A 13,180-nucleotide genomic window follows, 5' to 3' on the forward strand; every position below is an offset into this window, starting at 1 on the left:
TCACTTCCGCCCCATGAGATCACCCAGGATCACGAGTGCGCTCGGTGCGCTGCTGCTGGCCGCCGGCGCGCTCCTCACCGCCCAGCCGGCCGCCGCGGGAGACCCGAACGGTCCGACGCCCCCGGCCGAGTTCACCACCGACTGGCACGACCCGGTCACCGCCGCCCCGCCCGTCGACACCCCCGGAACCCCCAGCTGCGAAGTCGTCCTCGCCGCCGCCCGGTTCCGCGACTTCACCCCGTACCGGGGGAGTTACACCCCGCCGAAGAAGTGCGGCACCGACTGGAACAAGGTCGTCCTGCGCCTGGAGGGCGAGGTGAAGGGCCGCCAGTACGACCGGCTCGGACACGTCTCCGTCGGCGGCGTCGAGATCCTCCGCACCTCCACGCCCCAGCCCTCGCCCGACGGCATCACCTGGTCCGTCGAGAAGGACGTCACCCGCTACCGCGACGTCCTCACCCGGCCGCAGCCGGTCGAGATGCTCATCGGCAACGTCGTGAACGAGACGTACACCGGCGTCCTCGACGTCCGCGTCACCCTCACCTTCCACACCGCCCGGGGTCGCGTGAGACCCGCCGCCGGCACCCCCGACCGGGTGCTCCCGCTCACCGGCGCCACCCTCACCACCCCGCGCAACACCGAACGCGTCCTCGCCGAGGTGTACGCCACCGGCTCGGGCGGCGGCTGCGAGGAGTACTGGTACCTCTCCGTCCCCGACGCCGCGCCCTACTCCTGCCGGGCGTCCGGCGGACCGCACCGCGAGGTCCGCGTCTCCGTCGACGGGCGCCTCGCCGGCATCGCCGCCCCCTTCCCCACGGTCTGGACCGGCGGCTGGTCCAACCCCTTCCTCTGGTACGTCACCCCCGGCCCCCGCGCCTTCGACGTGCGACCGGTCGTTTACGACCTGACCCCCTTCGCCGGGATCCTCAACGACGGGCGTCCCCACCGCGTGGAGGTCGCCGTCGCCGGGGTCCCGGCCGGCCGGGCGGGCTGGTCCGTGCCCACCAACATCCTCCTCTGGCAGGACGAGGGCAGCCGGGTCGTCACCGGAGGCCTCGACCGGCACGAGGAGACCGGGCCCCGGAACTCCTCGGTGTACACGCCCGGTCCGGCGGGCGTCCTCCACCGGCTCGACACCGACGCCGGCCACCGGCTCACCGTCGCCGGCCACCTGAACACCTCGCACGGCCGGGTCGCCACCACCGTCACCCGGAGCGTCGGCCACACCTCCGTCCACCGCTGGGGCGAGGGGGAGAACCCGGACGCGCTCACCGCCCGCTGGACCGACCGGGAGACCGTGGCCGCCGGTCGCGCCGTCACCCGCACCGACCGCACGTACACCATGGACGGCGAGACCGCGGTCGGCGCGGGCGACCGGCTGCGGACCGTCCTCACGCTCGGGGACCGCGCCGACACCACCGTCCTGCGTGACGGACGGCCGCCGTCCCGGTCGCGCCTCGACGACACGTACACCGGCGACGCCACGTACACCACCGGCGTGCCGCGCGAGGAGCGGCACGCCGTCGGCACCACGACCGAGCGCTACCGCCTGTACGGCTCCGGGGGTTGCCACGACCGGACCCTGACGGCCGTCCAGGGCACCGTGACCCGGGACCTGCGCCGCTGCTGAGCGGGGCCGTGCCCGGCCCCCGCGCACGGAGGGGCCGGGCACGGGACGCCCTCAGGCCGGTTTCGCCGAGTCCACGCCCGGGCGGGCCCGCTCCCACTCCCCGCGCGTGAAGTCGGGGATCTCCTGCGGCGCCCCGCCGGCCCTGATCGAGGCGTGGCTCAGCGGCAGCGGAGCCGTCCAGACGGCGGCGTCGTACACGTCGAAGTCCGGCACGAGCCCCTTCTGGAGGCACTGCGCCAGGCGGTAGACCATGAGGTAGTCCATGCCGCCGTGCGCGCCCGGCGGATCGGCGTGCTCCTTCCACAGCCAGTGGTCGAACGCGGCGGCGTAGGCGGAGAAGTCGCCCCACTCCTCGTTCCCGTGGTCCGGCTCCAGATAGATCCGGGGCGGGTAGTCCTCGAAGACGCCCCGGGTGCCGCCCAGGCTGTTGACCCTGCTGTACGGGTGCGGGGTGGACACGTCGTGTTCCAGACGGATCACCCGCCCCCTCGCCGTCCGGACCAGGCTGACCGTACGGTCGCTCCCGACGTACGTCTCCTTCCAGCTCGGGTCGCCGGACGGCACGTGCTCCTTCCGGTACTCGGCGAGCCCGAGCGCCGGGGTGCCGAGGCTGCTGATGCTCACCGCCCGGTCGCCCCGGTTGACGTCCATGTAGTTCGCGACCGGGCCGAAGCCGTGGTTGGGGTAGAGGTCGCCGCGCAGCCGGGTGTGCCACAGCCGGCGCCAGGGCCCCTCGTAGTACGTCGGCGAGAACAGCAGGGCGCGCAGGTCGTGGTGGTACGCCCCCGCTCCGTGCAGGAGCTCGCCGAACTTCCCCGCGTGCGCCATCCTCAGCACCCGCATCTCGTTCCGGCCGTAGCAGCAGTTCTCCAGCTGCATGCAGTGCCGGCGGGTCCGCTCCGAGAGGTCGACCAGCTCCCACAGCTCGTCGATCGTCATGGCGGCCGGACACTCCACGCCGACGTGCTTGCCGTTCAGCATCGCGGCCCTGGCGATCGCGAAGTGGCTCTCCCAGGGGGTGGCCACGTACACGAGGTCGAGGTCGGTGCGGGCGCAGAGGTTCTCGTAGTCCCCCTCGCCGTTGGCGTACAGGGCGGGGGCCGGTTGCCCGGCGGCGGTGACCTGCGCGGCGGCCCGCTCGGCCTTCGCGCGCACCGGGTCGCAGACGGCGACGACCCGCACCCAGGAGTGGGCGAGGAAGTGGCCGATCATGGCGGCGCCCCGGTTGCCGAAGCCGACGATCCCCACCCGGACCGTGGAGCGGGCCTCGAAGGGCACCCCGGCCATGGTGGCGCCCCGGCGCGCCGGCACGGCGGAGGGGACGGGGGCCGCGTGGGCCGCCCCGGTGCCGACGGCGGCGAGACCGAGCCCCGCTCCGGCCGCTCCGGCGGTGGTCCTGAGAACCTCGCGGCGGCTCGGGTCGGGTGGCGTCTGCTCGTTCACGGAACCTCCCGGAGCCGGGGTCGGACAGTCGGACTGTACGTTCCCGCCCCGGCGCGGTGCCGTACCGGCCGCCGCGCCTCACCCGAACGTACGAAGGTCTCCACCGTCCGGGATCTCCGGGGGTGCTGACGACCTGTCAGGAGCGCGTGGCGCGCTCCAGCGCGATCAGTACCGACTCGTAGGTCCGGCCCGTCGCCCGGTCCATCCCGATCTCGCACGTCCGGTTGGCCGAGAGGTGCGCGTCGAACGGCCGGGCCGTGACCTCGGCCGCCTCCCGGGCCGTCGCCGACGCCGTCAGCTCCGGGTGCAGCATGCCCCGGTCGCCCGCGAAGGCGCAGCAGCCCGCGTCGGCGGGGACGACGACCTCCTCCGCGCAGGCCCCTGCCAGCCCGGTCAGCCGGTCCTCGTCGCCCAGGTGCCGCATCGAGCACGTCGGATGGACCACGGCGGAGCCGACCCGGCGGCGCACGTCGAGCCGGGGGAGCAGCTCGTCCGCCGCCCACACCAGCGAGTCCACCACCGTGAGCCCGGCGTGCAGCTCCCGGTTCTCCTCCGTCAGGTACGGCACCACCTCGCGCGCGATGCCGAGCGTGCACGAGGAGGCGTCCACCACGAGCGGCAGCGTCCCGCCCGCCGTCCATCCCCAGGCCGCCTCGACGATCCGGTTCGCCATCACCTCGTTGCCCCGCTCGTACCCCTTGGAGTGCCAGATCGTCGCGCAGCAGGTGCCGGCCACGTCGTCCGGGATCCACACCGGCCGCCCGGCCCGCGCCGACACCGCGACGACGGCCTCGGGGAGCGAGGGTCCGGCCCCGCCATCCGGGTTGCCGAAGATCCGGTTCACACAGGCCGGGTAGTAGACGGCGACCGCCGCCGGACGGTGGGTGCGGGGCAGCCGGCGCGGCGCCGCGCCGGGGATCTCCGGCAGCCACTCCGGTACGAGGTCGGGGCGGACCGCCCGGCGGGCGAGACCGGTCACCGACTCCACGATCCGGTCGCCGATCCGGTCGGCGGCGGCGACCGCGAGCCGCGCGGAGGCCTCCACGGCCCGGAAGTTCCGCGCGGTCAGGGCGGCGATCCGCTCCTCGCCCGGCGCGTGCCGCGCGTGCCGGAACTCCTTCATCAGCGCGCCCGTGTCGATGCCGACCGGGCAGGCGAGCGCGCACGTGGAGTCGCCGGCGCAGGTGTCGACGGCGTCGTAGCCGTACTCCTCCAGGAGGCGGGTCTCGACCGGCGAGCCGTCGTTCTGCCGCAGCATCTCCCGGCGCAGCACGATCCGCTGGCGCGGTGTGGTCGTCAGGTCGTGGCTGGGGCAGGTCGGTTCGCAGAAGCCGCACTCGATGCAGGGGTCGGCGATCCGCTCCACGGCCGGGATCGTCTTCAGACCGCGCAGATGGGCCTGCGGATCGCGGTCCAGGACGACCCTCGGGGCCAGCACCCCGGCGGGGTCGAAGGCCTCCTTGATCCGCCACATCAGATCGGTCGCCCGCGTCCCCCACTCCAGCTCCAGGAAGGGCGCGATGTTCCGGCCGGTGGCGTGCTCGGCCTTCAGGGAGCCGTCGAAGCGCTCCACGGTCAGCTTGCAGAACTCGTCCATGAAGGTCGCGTACCGCTCGACGTCGGACGGGTCGGCCGCGTCGAACGCGAGCAGGAAGTGCAGGTTGCCGTGGGCCGCGTGGCCGGCCACGGCCGCGTCGAAGCCGTGCCGGTCCTGGAGGGCGAGCAGCGCCGCGCAGGCCTCCGCGAGCCGGGCCGGCGGCACCGCGAAGTCCTCGGTGATCAGGGTGGTGCCGGAGGGGCGCGAGCCGCCGACCGCCGTCACGAACGCCCTGCGGGCCTTCCAGTAGCCGCCGATCCGCTTCGGGTCGCGGGTGAAGGCGTTCTCCACGGACGCCACCGGGGCGGTCAGGTCGAGCCCGGCGAGGACCTCGTCCGCCGCCCGCTCGTACGCCTCCAGGGCCGCCGCGTCCGGGGCCCGGAACTCGACCAGGAGCGCCGTGGTGTCCCTCGGCAGCTCCGCCCAGTCGGCGGGCACGCCCGCCACGCTGACCGAGGCCCGCAGCGTGTTGCCGTCCATCAGCTCGACGGCGATGGCCCCGGCGTCGTTGAACAGGGGCACGGCCGCGGCGGCGGCCGGGAGCGAGGGGAAGAAGAGCAGCGCGGTGGAGACCTCGCGGTCCAGCGGCAGGGTGTCGAACACGACCTCGGAGAGGAAGCCGAGGGTGCCCTGGGAGCCCACCATGAGACCCCGCAGGATCTCGACGGGCGTGTCCCCGTCGAGGAAGGCGTCGAGCCGGTAGCCGTTGGTGTTCTTGAGGGTGTACTTGGCCCGGATGCGGGCGGTCAGCTCGGCGTCCGCCCCGATCTCGGCCTTCAGGGCGAGCAGCTCCGCGCAGAGCGCCGGCTCGGCGCGCGCCAGCTCCTCGTCGGCGTCCGGGCCGGCGGTGTCCACCACGGTGCCGCTCGGCAGGACGGCGGTGAGCGAGGCGACGGTCCGGTACGAGTTGCGGGTCGTCCCGGCCGTCATGCCCGAGGCGTTGTTGGCGACGACCCCGCCGATCGTGCAGGCGATCGCGCTGGCGGGGTCGGGGCCGAGGACCCGCCCGTAGGGGGCGAGCGCCGCGTTGGCCCGCACGACGGTGGTGCCGGGGCGGATCCGGGCGCGGGCGCCGCCGTCCAGGACCTCGACGCCGGCCCAGTGGCGGCGCACGTCCACCAGGACGTCCTCGCCCTGCGCCTGTCCGTTGAGACTGGTCCCGGCGGCCCGGAAGACCACCTCGCGGCCCTTGCCGTGCGCGTACGACAGGACGGCGGAGACGTCGTCGAGGTCCTCGGCGACCACGACGACCTGCGGGACGAAGCGGTAGGGGCTCGCGTCCGAGGCGTAGCGAACCAGGTCGGAGATCCTCCCGAGCACCTTCCCGGGACCGAGGATGCCGGTCAGCTCCTCGCGCAGCCGGCGCGACGTCCCCTTGGCGTGCAGGTCCGGGACCCGGTCCGGGGCCGGGGTCCGCTCCCGGCGGGGACGGAGGGCCTGCGGGTCCGGTTCCAGCAGCGGCATGTCACGGCTCCCCTTCGGCGCGATCCCGTTCCCCGGGGGTCAGCAGCCGCCCTCCGGGCCGGGGTCGACCAGGGCGGTCAGCAGGCCTCCGAGCACCTCGCGCTGTTCGGCGGTCAATGGGGCAAGGATGTCCTCTGCGGCCGCCCGGCGCGCGCTGCGCAGCTCCCGCAGCGTGGCGCGGCCCGCGTCGGTGAGCTCGATCCGGATCACGCGGCGGTTGTCCGGATCGGGTGCCCTGCGCACCCGGCCGACCGCCTCCAGGCCGTCGACGAGGCTGGTCACCGCCCTGGGGACGACCTCCAGGCGGGCCGCGAGGTCGGCCATCCGGGGCGGCTCCCCGAAGGCCGCGACCGTGCGCAGGAGCCGGGACTGCGCGGGGGTGATGCCGACCGGCTCCAGATGGTGCTTCTGGATGCGGTGCAGCCGGCGGGTGAGCCGGAGCAGCTGCTCGGCGAGGAGCCCGTCGGCGTCGGAGGCGCCCGGCCCGCCCGCGCGGCCCGTCCGACCCGGGGCGTCCACCCCGTCCGTGCGGCCGAGGGCGTCCGGATCGCTCGTACGGTCGGTAGTGCTCATGACGGGAACAATATCAGGACCCCGTTCATTGTGAGTATAGGTAACAGTGACCTATGCTCTCGTCGACACCGAATCCTCCGAAGGAGCCCATGAGCCCCCACGACCGGTCCGCATGGACGCCCCCGCCCCGTGACCCCGGAGAACCGAAGGAGCCCGCCCAGGTGCGGCGCATCCTGCGGCTCTTCCGTCCCTACCGCGCGCGCCTGGCGCTCGTCGGCCTCCTGGTCGCCGCCGCCTCGCTCGTCTCGGTCGCCTCGCCGTTCCTGCTCAGGGAGATCCTGGACGTCGCGATCCCCCAGGGCCGCACCGGGCTGCTCAGCCTGCTCGCCCTCGGCATGATCGTCACCGCCGTCCTGACCGGCGTCTTCGGCGTGCTCCAGACCCTCATCTCGACCACCGTCGGCCAGCGCGTCATGCACGACCTGCGCACCGCGGTCTACGAGCAGCTCCAGCGGATGCCGCTCGCCTTCTTCACGCGCACGCGCACCGGTGAGGTCCAGTCCCGCATCGCCAACGACATCGGCGGCATGCAGGCGACCGTCACCTCCACGGCCACCTCCCTCGTCTCCAACCTCACCGCCGTCGTCGCGACCGTCGTCGCCATGCTCGCCCTCGACTGGCGGCTCACCCTCGTCTCGCTGCTCCTGCTGCCGGTCTTCGTCTGGATCAGCCGCCGCGTCGGCCGCGAGCGCAAGCGGATCACCACCCGGCGCCAGAAGCAGATGGCCGCCATGGCCGCGACCGTCACCGAGTCCCTCTCGGTCAGCGGCATCCTGCTCGGCCGCACCATGGGCCGCGCGGACTCGCTCACCAGGTCCTTCGCCGAGGAGTCCGAGCGCCTGGTCGACCTGGAGGTGCGCTCCTCCATGGCCGGACGGTGGCGGATGTCCACCATCGGCATCGTGATGGCCGCCATGCCCGCCCTGATCTACTGGGCCGCCGGCCTGGCCGTCGGATCCGGCGGCACCGCCATCTCCCTCGGCACGCTCGTCGCCTTCGTCTCGCTCCAGCAGGGTCTCTTCCGGCCCGCCGTCAGCCTGCTCTCCACCGGCGTGCAGATGCAGACCTCCCTCGCCCTCTTCCAGCGCATCTTCGAGTACCTCGACCTGCCCGTCGACATCACCGAACCCGCCGAGCCGGTCCGGCTGCCGGAGGTCCGCGGCGAGGTCGCCTTCGAGAAGGTCGGCTTCCGGTACGACCCGGGGGCCCCCGGCCGCGCGACCCTGGACGCCGTCGACCTGACCGTCCCCGCCGGCGGCAGCCTGGCCGTCGTCGGCCCGACCGGCTCCGGCAAGTCCACCCTCAGCTACCTGGTGCCCCGGCTGTACGACGTCACCGAGGGGCGCGTCACCCTCGACGGGGTCGACGTGCGCGACCTGGACTTCGACACCCTCGCCCGCGCGGTCGGCGTCGTCTCGCAGGAGACGTACCTCTTCCACGCCTCCGTCGCCGACAACCTCCGCTTCGCCAAGCCGGACGCCACCGACGAGGAGATCGAGGCCGCCGCCCGCGCCGCCCAGATCCACGACCACGTCGCCTCCCTCCCCGACGGCTACGACACCCTGGTCGGCGAGCGCGGCTACCGCTTCTCGGGCGGCGAGAAGCAGCGCCTCGCCATCGCGCGCACCATCCTGCGCGACCCGCCCGTGCTGATCCTCGACGAGGCGACCAGCGCCCTGGACACCCGCACCGAGCACGCCGTGCAGCAGGCCATCGACGCCCTGTCGGCCGGCCGCACCACGATCACCATCGCCCACCGGCTCTCCACCGTCCGCGACGCCGACCAGATCGTCGTCCTGGAGGAGGGGCGGATCGCGGAGCGCGGGACGCACGAGGAGCTGCTCGCCCGGGACGGGCGGTACGCCGCCCTGGTCCGCAGAGACGGCGCCGCGGACCCGGAGGACGGGCGGGTGGGGGCGGCCGTCTCCCGGACCGCGTGAGCGTTCCGGGACCCGTCGTCCGGCCCCCGTACGGGGGCCGTCGCGCGCGGGGTTCCCCGGATTCCCGTACGGGCCGGGTTAGCGTGCGCCCATGACGTACCGGCCGACCCCGTACGCACCCCCGCACGCCTCCCGCCCTCCCCGGCAGCCCCGCCGCCCCCGCCTCACCCGTCGCGGATGGCTGGTGCTCCTCCTCGGAGGCGTCCTCGCCGTGGCCGCCGCGACCGCCGTCCCCCTGCTGCTCGCCCGCGACGAGCGACCGGCCGCCGAGCGGCCCCGCCCCCTGCTCGTCCCGGAGGGCTGGCGCTCGGCCCAGGTCTACACGGCCGTCGACCGGGCGCTCCGACTCCCGGCGGGAGCCGCCCGGAAGGCCGCGACCGCGCCCGGCGCCGCCCTGCCGCTGCCCGCCGAGGCCCGCGGCAACCCCGAGGGCTACCTCTTCCCCGCCACCTATCCGGTCCTCTCCACCACCGAACCGGAGGGCCTGCTGCGCTTCATGGTGGACACGGCCGGAAAGCGGTTCGGCACCCCGCGGATCGCCGAGGGCGCCAAGGCCCACGGAATGAGCGTGTACGAGACGGTGATCGCGGCCAGCATCGTCCAGGCCGAGGCCGACAACCCGGACGACATGGCCAGGGTCGCCCGGGTCGTCCACAACCGGCTCGCCCGGGGCATGGCCCTCCAGATGGACTCGACCCTCAACTACGCCCTGGGCCGCAGCACCGTGGACACCACCCACGAGGACATCCGCTCCACCAGCCCGTACAACACCTACGCGCGCAAGGGCCTGCCGCCGGCCCCCATCGGCAACCCGGGGGACCAGGCCCTGGACGCGGTGATCCGCCCGGCGGACGGGGACTGGCTCTACTTCGTCACGGTGACCCCGGGCGACACCCGCTTCACCGCCGACTACGCCTCCCACCGGGCGAACGTGGCCGAGTTCAACGCCCACCGGAGGGCGGAGACGCCCTGAGACGGCGGGAACGGGCCGGTGCGTAGGACACGGGTCAGCCGGTGGGAACGGCGGCCCGTTCACCGTCCCGGTCCTCCCCGCGGCGCAGGAGCCGGCGGACGCCCGAGACCGCCGCGCGTCCGGCGCGGTTGGCGCCGATCGTCGAGGCCGAGGGGCCGTAGCCCACGAGGTGGACGCGTTCGTCCCGTACGGCGCGCGTGCCCTCCATCCGGATCCCGCCGCCCGGCTCCCGCAGCCGCAGCGGGGACAGGTGGTCGATCGCCGCCCGGAAGCCGGTCGCCCACAGGATCACGTCCACGTCGACGCTCCGGCCGTCGTCCCAGGCCACCCCGGTCGGGGTGATCCGGTCGAACATCGGGAGCCGGTCCAGGACCCCGGTCGCGCGTGCCTCCCGGATCGCGTCGTTGAGGGGCAGGCCGGTGACCGAGACGACGCTCTGCGGGGGCAGCCCCCGCCGCACCCGCTCCTCGACGAGCGCGACGGCCGCGCGGCCCTCCGCCTCGCCGAAGGGACCCTCGCGGAAGACGGGCTCGCGCCGGGTCACCCAGAACGTGTCGGCGGCGACCTCGGCGATCTCCATCAGGTGCTGGGTGCCGGAGGCCCCGCCGCCCACCACGAGCACCCGCCGCCCGGCGAACTCCTCCGGGCCCGGGTATCCGGCGGTGTGCAGCTGACGGCCCCGGAAGGACTCCTGGCCCGGGTAGCGCGGCCGGAAGGGGCGGTCCCAGGTGCCGGTGGCGTTGATCAGCGCCCGGGTCGCGCAGACGCCCTCCGAGGTCTCGACCCGGAGCCGGCCCTCCTCGCCCTCCCGGACGGCGGTGACGTCCACGGGCCGGTGGACCCGCAGGCCGAAGGTCCGCTCGTACGCGTCGAAGTAGCCGCCGATCACCTCGGAGGAGGGGCGCGCGGGGTCCGCGCCGGTCAGCTCCATCCCGGGCAGCGCGTGCATCCCGTGGACCTTGCCGTACGTGAGGGAGGGCCACCGGAACTGCCAGGCGCCGCCCGGGTGCGGGGCGTGGTCGAGGACGACGAAGTCCCGGTCCGGCTCCAGGCCGGCGCGCCGCAGGTGGAAGGCGGCGGAGAGGCCCGCCTGCCCGGCGCCGATCACGACGACGTCCACCGCGCGCGCTTCCCCGGCCGTCTCTTCCCTCACTACATCGTTCACGCTTCTACCAACCGGGGCGGGGGTGCGCATCTTCCCGCGCCCCCGCCCCGGTCGGCTCCGCGTCCTCGCCCCGTTCGGCCCGGCGCCCCCGCCCCGGTCGGTCCCGCGTACCGACCCGCCGGACCGGTTCCTACCGGCCGCCCGGCACGAGCAGCGGGGCGCCGCCCGGGGCCGAGGCCGGACGCCCGTTCGCCGCCGGGACGCCGAGGAGCGGGGAGGGCGGGGGAGCGGGCAGCAGCCCGCGCGCCGCCAGCTCCGGCGTCACGCCCTCGCCGAACCAGTACGCCTCCTCCAGGTGCGGGTAGCCCGACAGCACGAAGTGCTCCACCCCGAGGTCGTGGTACTCCTCGATCCGGTCCGCGACGTCGGCGTGGCTGCCGACGAGCGCGGTCCCGGCCCCGCCGCGCACCAGACCCACGCCCGCCCACAGGTTCGGCGAGATCTCCAGGCGCTCGCGGTCCAGCGAACCGCCCCGGTGCAGCGCCAGCATCCGCTGCTGGCCGACCGACTCGCTGCGGCCGAGGAGTTCCTGCGCGGCGGCGACCGTCTCGGCGTCGAGGTCGGAGAGCAGCCGGTCGGCGGTCGCCCACGCCTCACGGGCCGAGTCGCGGGAGATGGTGTGCAGCCGGATGCCGAACCGGACCGTCCGGCCGCGCTCCTCCGCGAGCCGCCGGATCCAGTCGATCTTCTCCTTGACCTGCCACGGCGGCTCGCCCCACGTCAGGTACACGTCGGCGTGCTCGGCCGCCACCGGTCCGGCGGCCCCGGACGAGCCGCCGAAGAAGATCTCGGGCAGCGGGTCCGGCGGAAGGGCCGTGAGCCCGCCCTCGATGTGGAAGTGCTCGCCCTCGAAGTCGTACGGCCGCCCGCTCCACACGCCCCGCACCACCGACAGGAACTCGGCCGTGCGCGCGTACCGCCGGTCGTGGTCCAGGTGGTCGCCGAAGCGGCGCTGCTCGGCGGAGTCGCCGCCGGTCACCACGTTGAGGAGGAGCCGGCCCCGGGTGATCCGCTGGTACGTGGACGCCATCTGGGCCGCGAGCACCGGCGAGATCACCCCCGGCCGGAACGCCACCAGGAACTTGAGGCGCTCGGTGTGCTGGGCGAGCGCGACCGTGGTCAGCCAGGCGTCCTCGCACCACGTGCCGGTCGGGGTCAGCACCGCCTCGAAGCCCAACTGCTCGGCCGCCTTGGCGATCTGGACCAGATAGTCGATGTCGGGCGCGCGCACCCCGGACACGGTCCGGTTCCGGGTGATCCCGCCGTCCGTGTAGGCGTGCCGGTCGACGAGGGTCCGGCCGTCGCCGCCGGTCGGCAGGAACCAGTGCAGATGGACGCTCATCAGGAGGCCTTTCCGTAGCTGCGCGCCGCGGTGGTCGACGGCGGCAGGTCCTTGTTGAAACGGGTGTCCACGTAGTCCGCGAAGCGGAACTCGCGGGGGATCAGCTTGAGTTCGGCGAAGGTGTCGGCGATCTTCTGCTCGGAGGCGATGGCCGCCCCGTCGAGGGCGACCGGGATGCGGGTGCCGTTGCTGCGCTTCACGGCGGCGAGCGCCACCTCGTACGGCAGGCCGGTCTCCTTCGCCCAGACCTTCGCCCACTCCTCCGGGTGCTCGAACACCCAGTCCTGGGCGCGGCGCAGCCGCTCGACGAAGTCACCGATGGCCTTCGCCTTCTCCTCGTCGGCGAGCGCCGAGGGGGAGGCGACCTGGAAGCCGAGGCCGTTGACGACCCCGCGCCCGTCGGTGAGGACCCGGCCCTTCCCGCCGAGCAGGACCTGCGAGGTGTACGGGTCCCAGACGGCCCACGCGTCCACCTTGCCGGTGGTGAACGCGGCCAGGGCGTCGGCCGGCTGGAGCAGGGTGACCTGGACGTCGGACGGCTTCAGGCCGACCTTCGCGAGGGAGGCGACGAGCTGGAAGTGGGCGGAGCTGCCCTGGGCGACGGCGACCTTCTTCCCCTTCAGGTCGCGCGGGGTGCGCAGCGGCGAGTCCTTCGGGACGAGGATCGCCTCGCCCGCCGAGTCGCCGTGGGTCGCGGCGACCACGGTGATCTTCGAGTCGGCGCCGGCGGCGAAGACGGGCGGGGTGTTGCCGACGGAGCCGATGTCGACGGCTTTCGCGTTCACCGCCTCCAGGAGGGGTGGGCCGGAGGTGAACGTCGACCAGGTGACGCGGTACGGCAGGTCGTCGAGTTCCCCGGCGGCGCGCAGCAGGGCCTCGGCGCCGCCCTTCTGGTCGCCGACGTTCAGGACGAGGGAGCCCTTGCCGTCGGTGTTCGAGGACTCACCGGCCGCGGAGGCGCCGGAGCAGGCGGAGGCGAGGAGCGCCAGCGGCACGAGCAGGGCGGCGAGGGACGGGCGGAAGGGCTTCACTGTTCTCTCTCCTTGGGGATGC

Annotated in this window: 9 protein-coding genes; 3 read left to right on the forward strand and 6 right to left on the reverse strand. The window is 74.3% G+C overall.

Annotation, left to right across the window (positions count from 1 at the left end; genetic code table 11):
- The first annotated feature begins 13 nt into the window (after window positions 1-13).
- Window positions 14-1,630 carry a peptide-N4-asparagine amidase gene (locus ACFY7E_RS24830; protein ID WP_389488288.1) on the forward strand — a complete coding sequence of 539 codons (1,617 nt, stop codon included), beginning with the start codon at window positions 14-16 and terminating at the stop codon, window positions 1,628-1,630.
- 51 nt (window positions 1,631-1,681) lie between these two features.
- Here the strand turns inward: ACFY7E_RS24830 and ACFY7E_RS24835 are convergent, their stop codons facing one another.
- The 3 genes from ACFY7E_RS24835 to ACFY7E_RS24845 all read right to left on the reverse strand — a co-directional run bounded on the left by ACFY7E_RS24835 (window position 1,682) and on the right by ACFY7E_RS24845 (window position 6,707).
- Window positions 1,682-3,073 carry a Gfo/Idh/MocA family protein gene (locus ACFY7E_RS24835; protein WP_389488291.1) on the reverse strand — a complete coding sequence of 464 codons (1,392 nt, stop codon included), beginning with the start codon at window positions 3,071-3,073 and terminating at the stop codon, window positions 1,682-1,684.
- 136 nt (window positions 3,074-3,209) lie between these two features.
- Complete coding sequence (locus ACFY7E_RS24840; RefSeq protein ID WP_389488292.1) at window positions 3,210-6,134, reverse strand: FAD-binding and (Fe-S)-binding domain-containing protein; 2,925 nt, start codon at window positions 6,132-6,134, stop codon at window positions 3,210-3,212.
- A 39-nt stretch (window positions 6,135-6,173) separates the two neighbouring features.
- A complete protein-coding gene (locus tag ACFY7E_RS24845; RefSeq protein ID WP_389488294.1) occupies window positions 6,174-6,707 on the reverse strand; it encodes a MarR family winged helix-turn-helix transcriptional regulator in 534 nt (177 codons plus the stop codon).
- Window positions 6,708-6,796: 89 nt separating this feature from the next.
- On the opposite strand from ACFY7E_RS24845, the gene ACFY7E_RS24850 reads away from it, so the two are divergent.
- Both ACFY7E_RS24850 and mltG read left to right on the forward strand, forming a co-directional pair.
- Window positions 6,797-8,647, forward strand: coding sequence for an ABC transporter ATP-binding protein (locus ACFY7E_RS24850; RefSeq protein ID WP_389488296.1), 1,851 nt, complete (start codon window positions 6,797-6,799; stop codon window positions 8,645-8,647).
- Window positions 8,648-8,738: 91 nt separating this feature from the next.
- A complete protein-coding gene (gene mltG, locus ACFY7E_RS24855) occupies window positions 8,739-9,620 on the forward strand; it encodes an endolytic transglycosylase MltG (RefSeq protein ID WP_389488298.1) in 882 nt (293 codons plus the stop codon).
- Between the two features lie 34 nt (window positions 9,621-9,654).
- Here the strand turns inward: mltG and ACFY7E_RS24860 are convergent, their stop codons facing one another.
- From ACFY7E_RS24860 to ACFY7E_RS24870, 3 genes are all read right to left on the reverse strand, one after another.
- Window positions 9,655-10,785, reverse strand: a complete 1,131-nt coding sequence (locus ACFY7E_RS24860; protein WP_389488300.1) for an NAD(P)-binding domain-containing protein — start codon at window positions 10,783-10,785, stop codon at window positions 9,655-9,657.
- A 130-nt stretch (window positions 10,786-10,915) separates the two neighbouring features.
- Window positions 10,916-12,127: an LLM class flavin-dependent oxidoreductase gene (locus tag ACFY7E_RS24865; protein ID WP_383439729.1), complete on the reverse strand. Its 1,212-nt coding sequence runs from the start codon at window positions 12,125-12,127 to the stop codon at window positions 10,916-10,918.
- Window positions 12,127-13,158, reverse strand: coding sequence for an ABC transporter substrate-binding protein (locus ACFY7E_RS24870; RefSeq protein WP_389488302.1), 1,032 nt, complete (start codon window positions 13,156-13,158; stop codon window positions 12,127-12,129). Before ACFY7E_RS24870 ends, ACFY7E_RS24865 begins: the two co-directional genes overlap by 1 nt.
- Between the last annotated feature and the right edge of the window lie 22 nt (window positions 13,159-13,180).

The sequence above is a fragment of the Streptomyces sp. NPDC012825 genome, from assembly GCF_042900925.1.
Taxonomy (GTDB): Bacteria; Actinomycetota; Actinomycetes; order Streptomycetales; family Streptomycetaceae; genus Streptomyces.

Excerpts from the sequence above, each read along its gene's own strand:
- ACFY7E_RS24830 (WP_389488288.1), top strand. The coding sequence starts at position 14 with ATGAGATCACCCAGGATCACGAGTGCGCTCGGTGCGCTGCTGCTGGCC.
- ACFY7E_RS24840 (WP_389488292.1), bottom strand. The coding sequence starts at position 6,134 with ATGCCGCTGCTGGAACCGGACCCGCAGGCCCTCCGTCCCCGCCGGGAG.
- ACFY7E_RS24845 (WP_389488294.1), bottom strand. The coding sequence starts at position 6,707 with ATGAGCACTACCGACCGTACGAGCGATCCGGACGCCCTCGGCCGCACG.
- ACFY7E_RS24850 (WP_389488296.1), top strand. The coding sequence starts at position 6,797 with ATGAGCCCCCACGACCGGTCCGCATGGACGCCCCCGCCCCGTGACCCC.
- mltG (WP_389488298.1), top strand. The coding sequence starts at position 8,739 with ATGACGTACCGGCCGACCCCGTACGCACCCCCGCACGCCTCCCGCCCT.
- ACFY7E_RS24865 (WP_383439729.1), bottom strand. The coding sequence starts at position 12,127 with ATGAGCGTCCATCTGCACTGGTTCCTGCCGACCGGCGGCGACGGCCGG.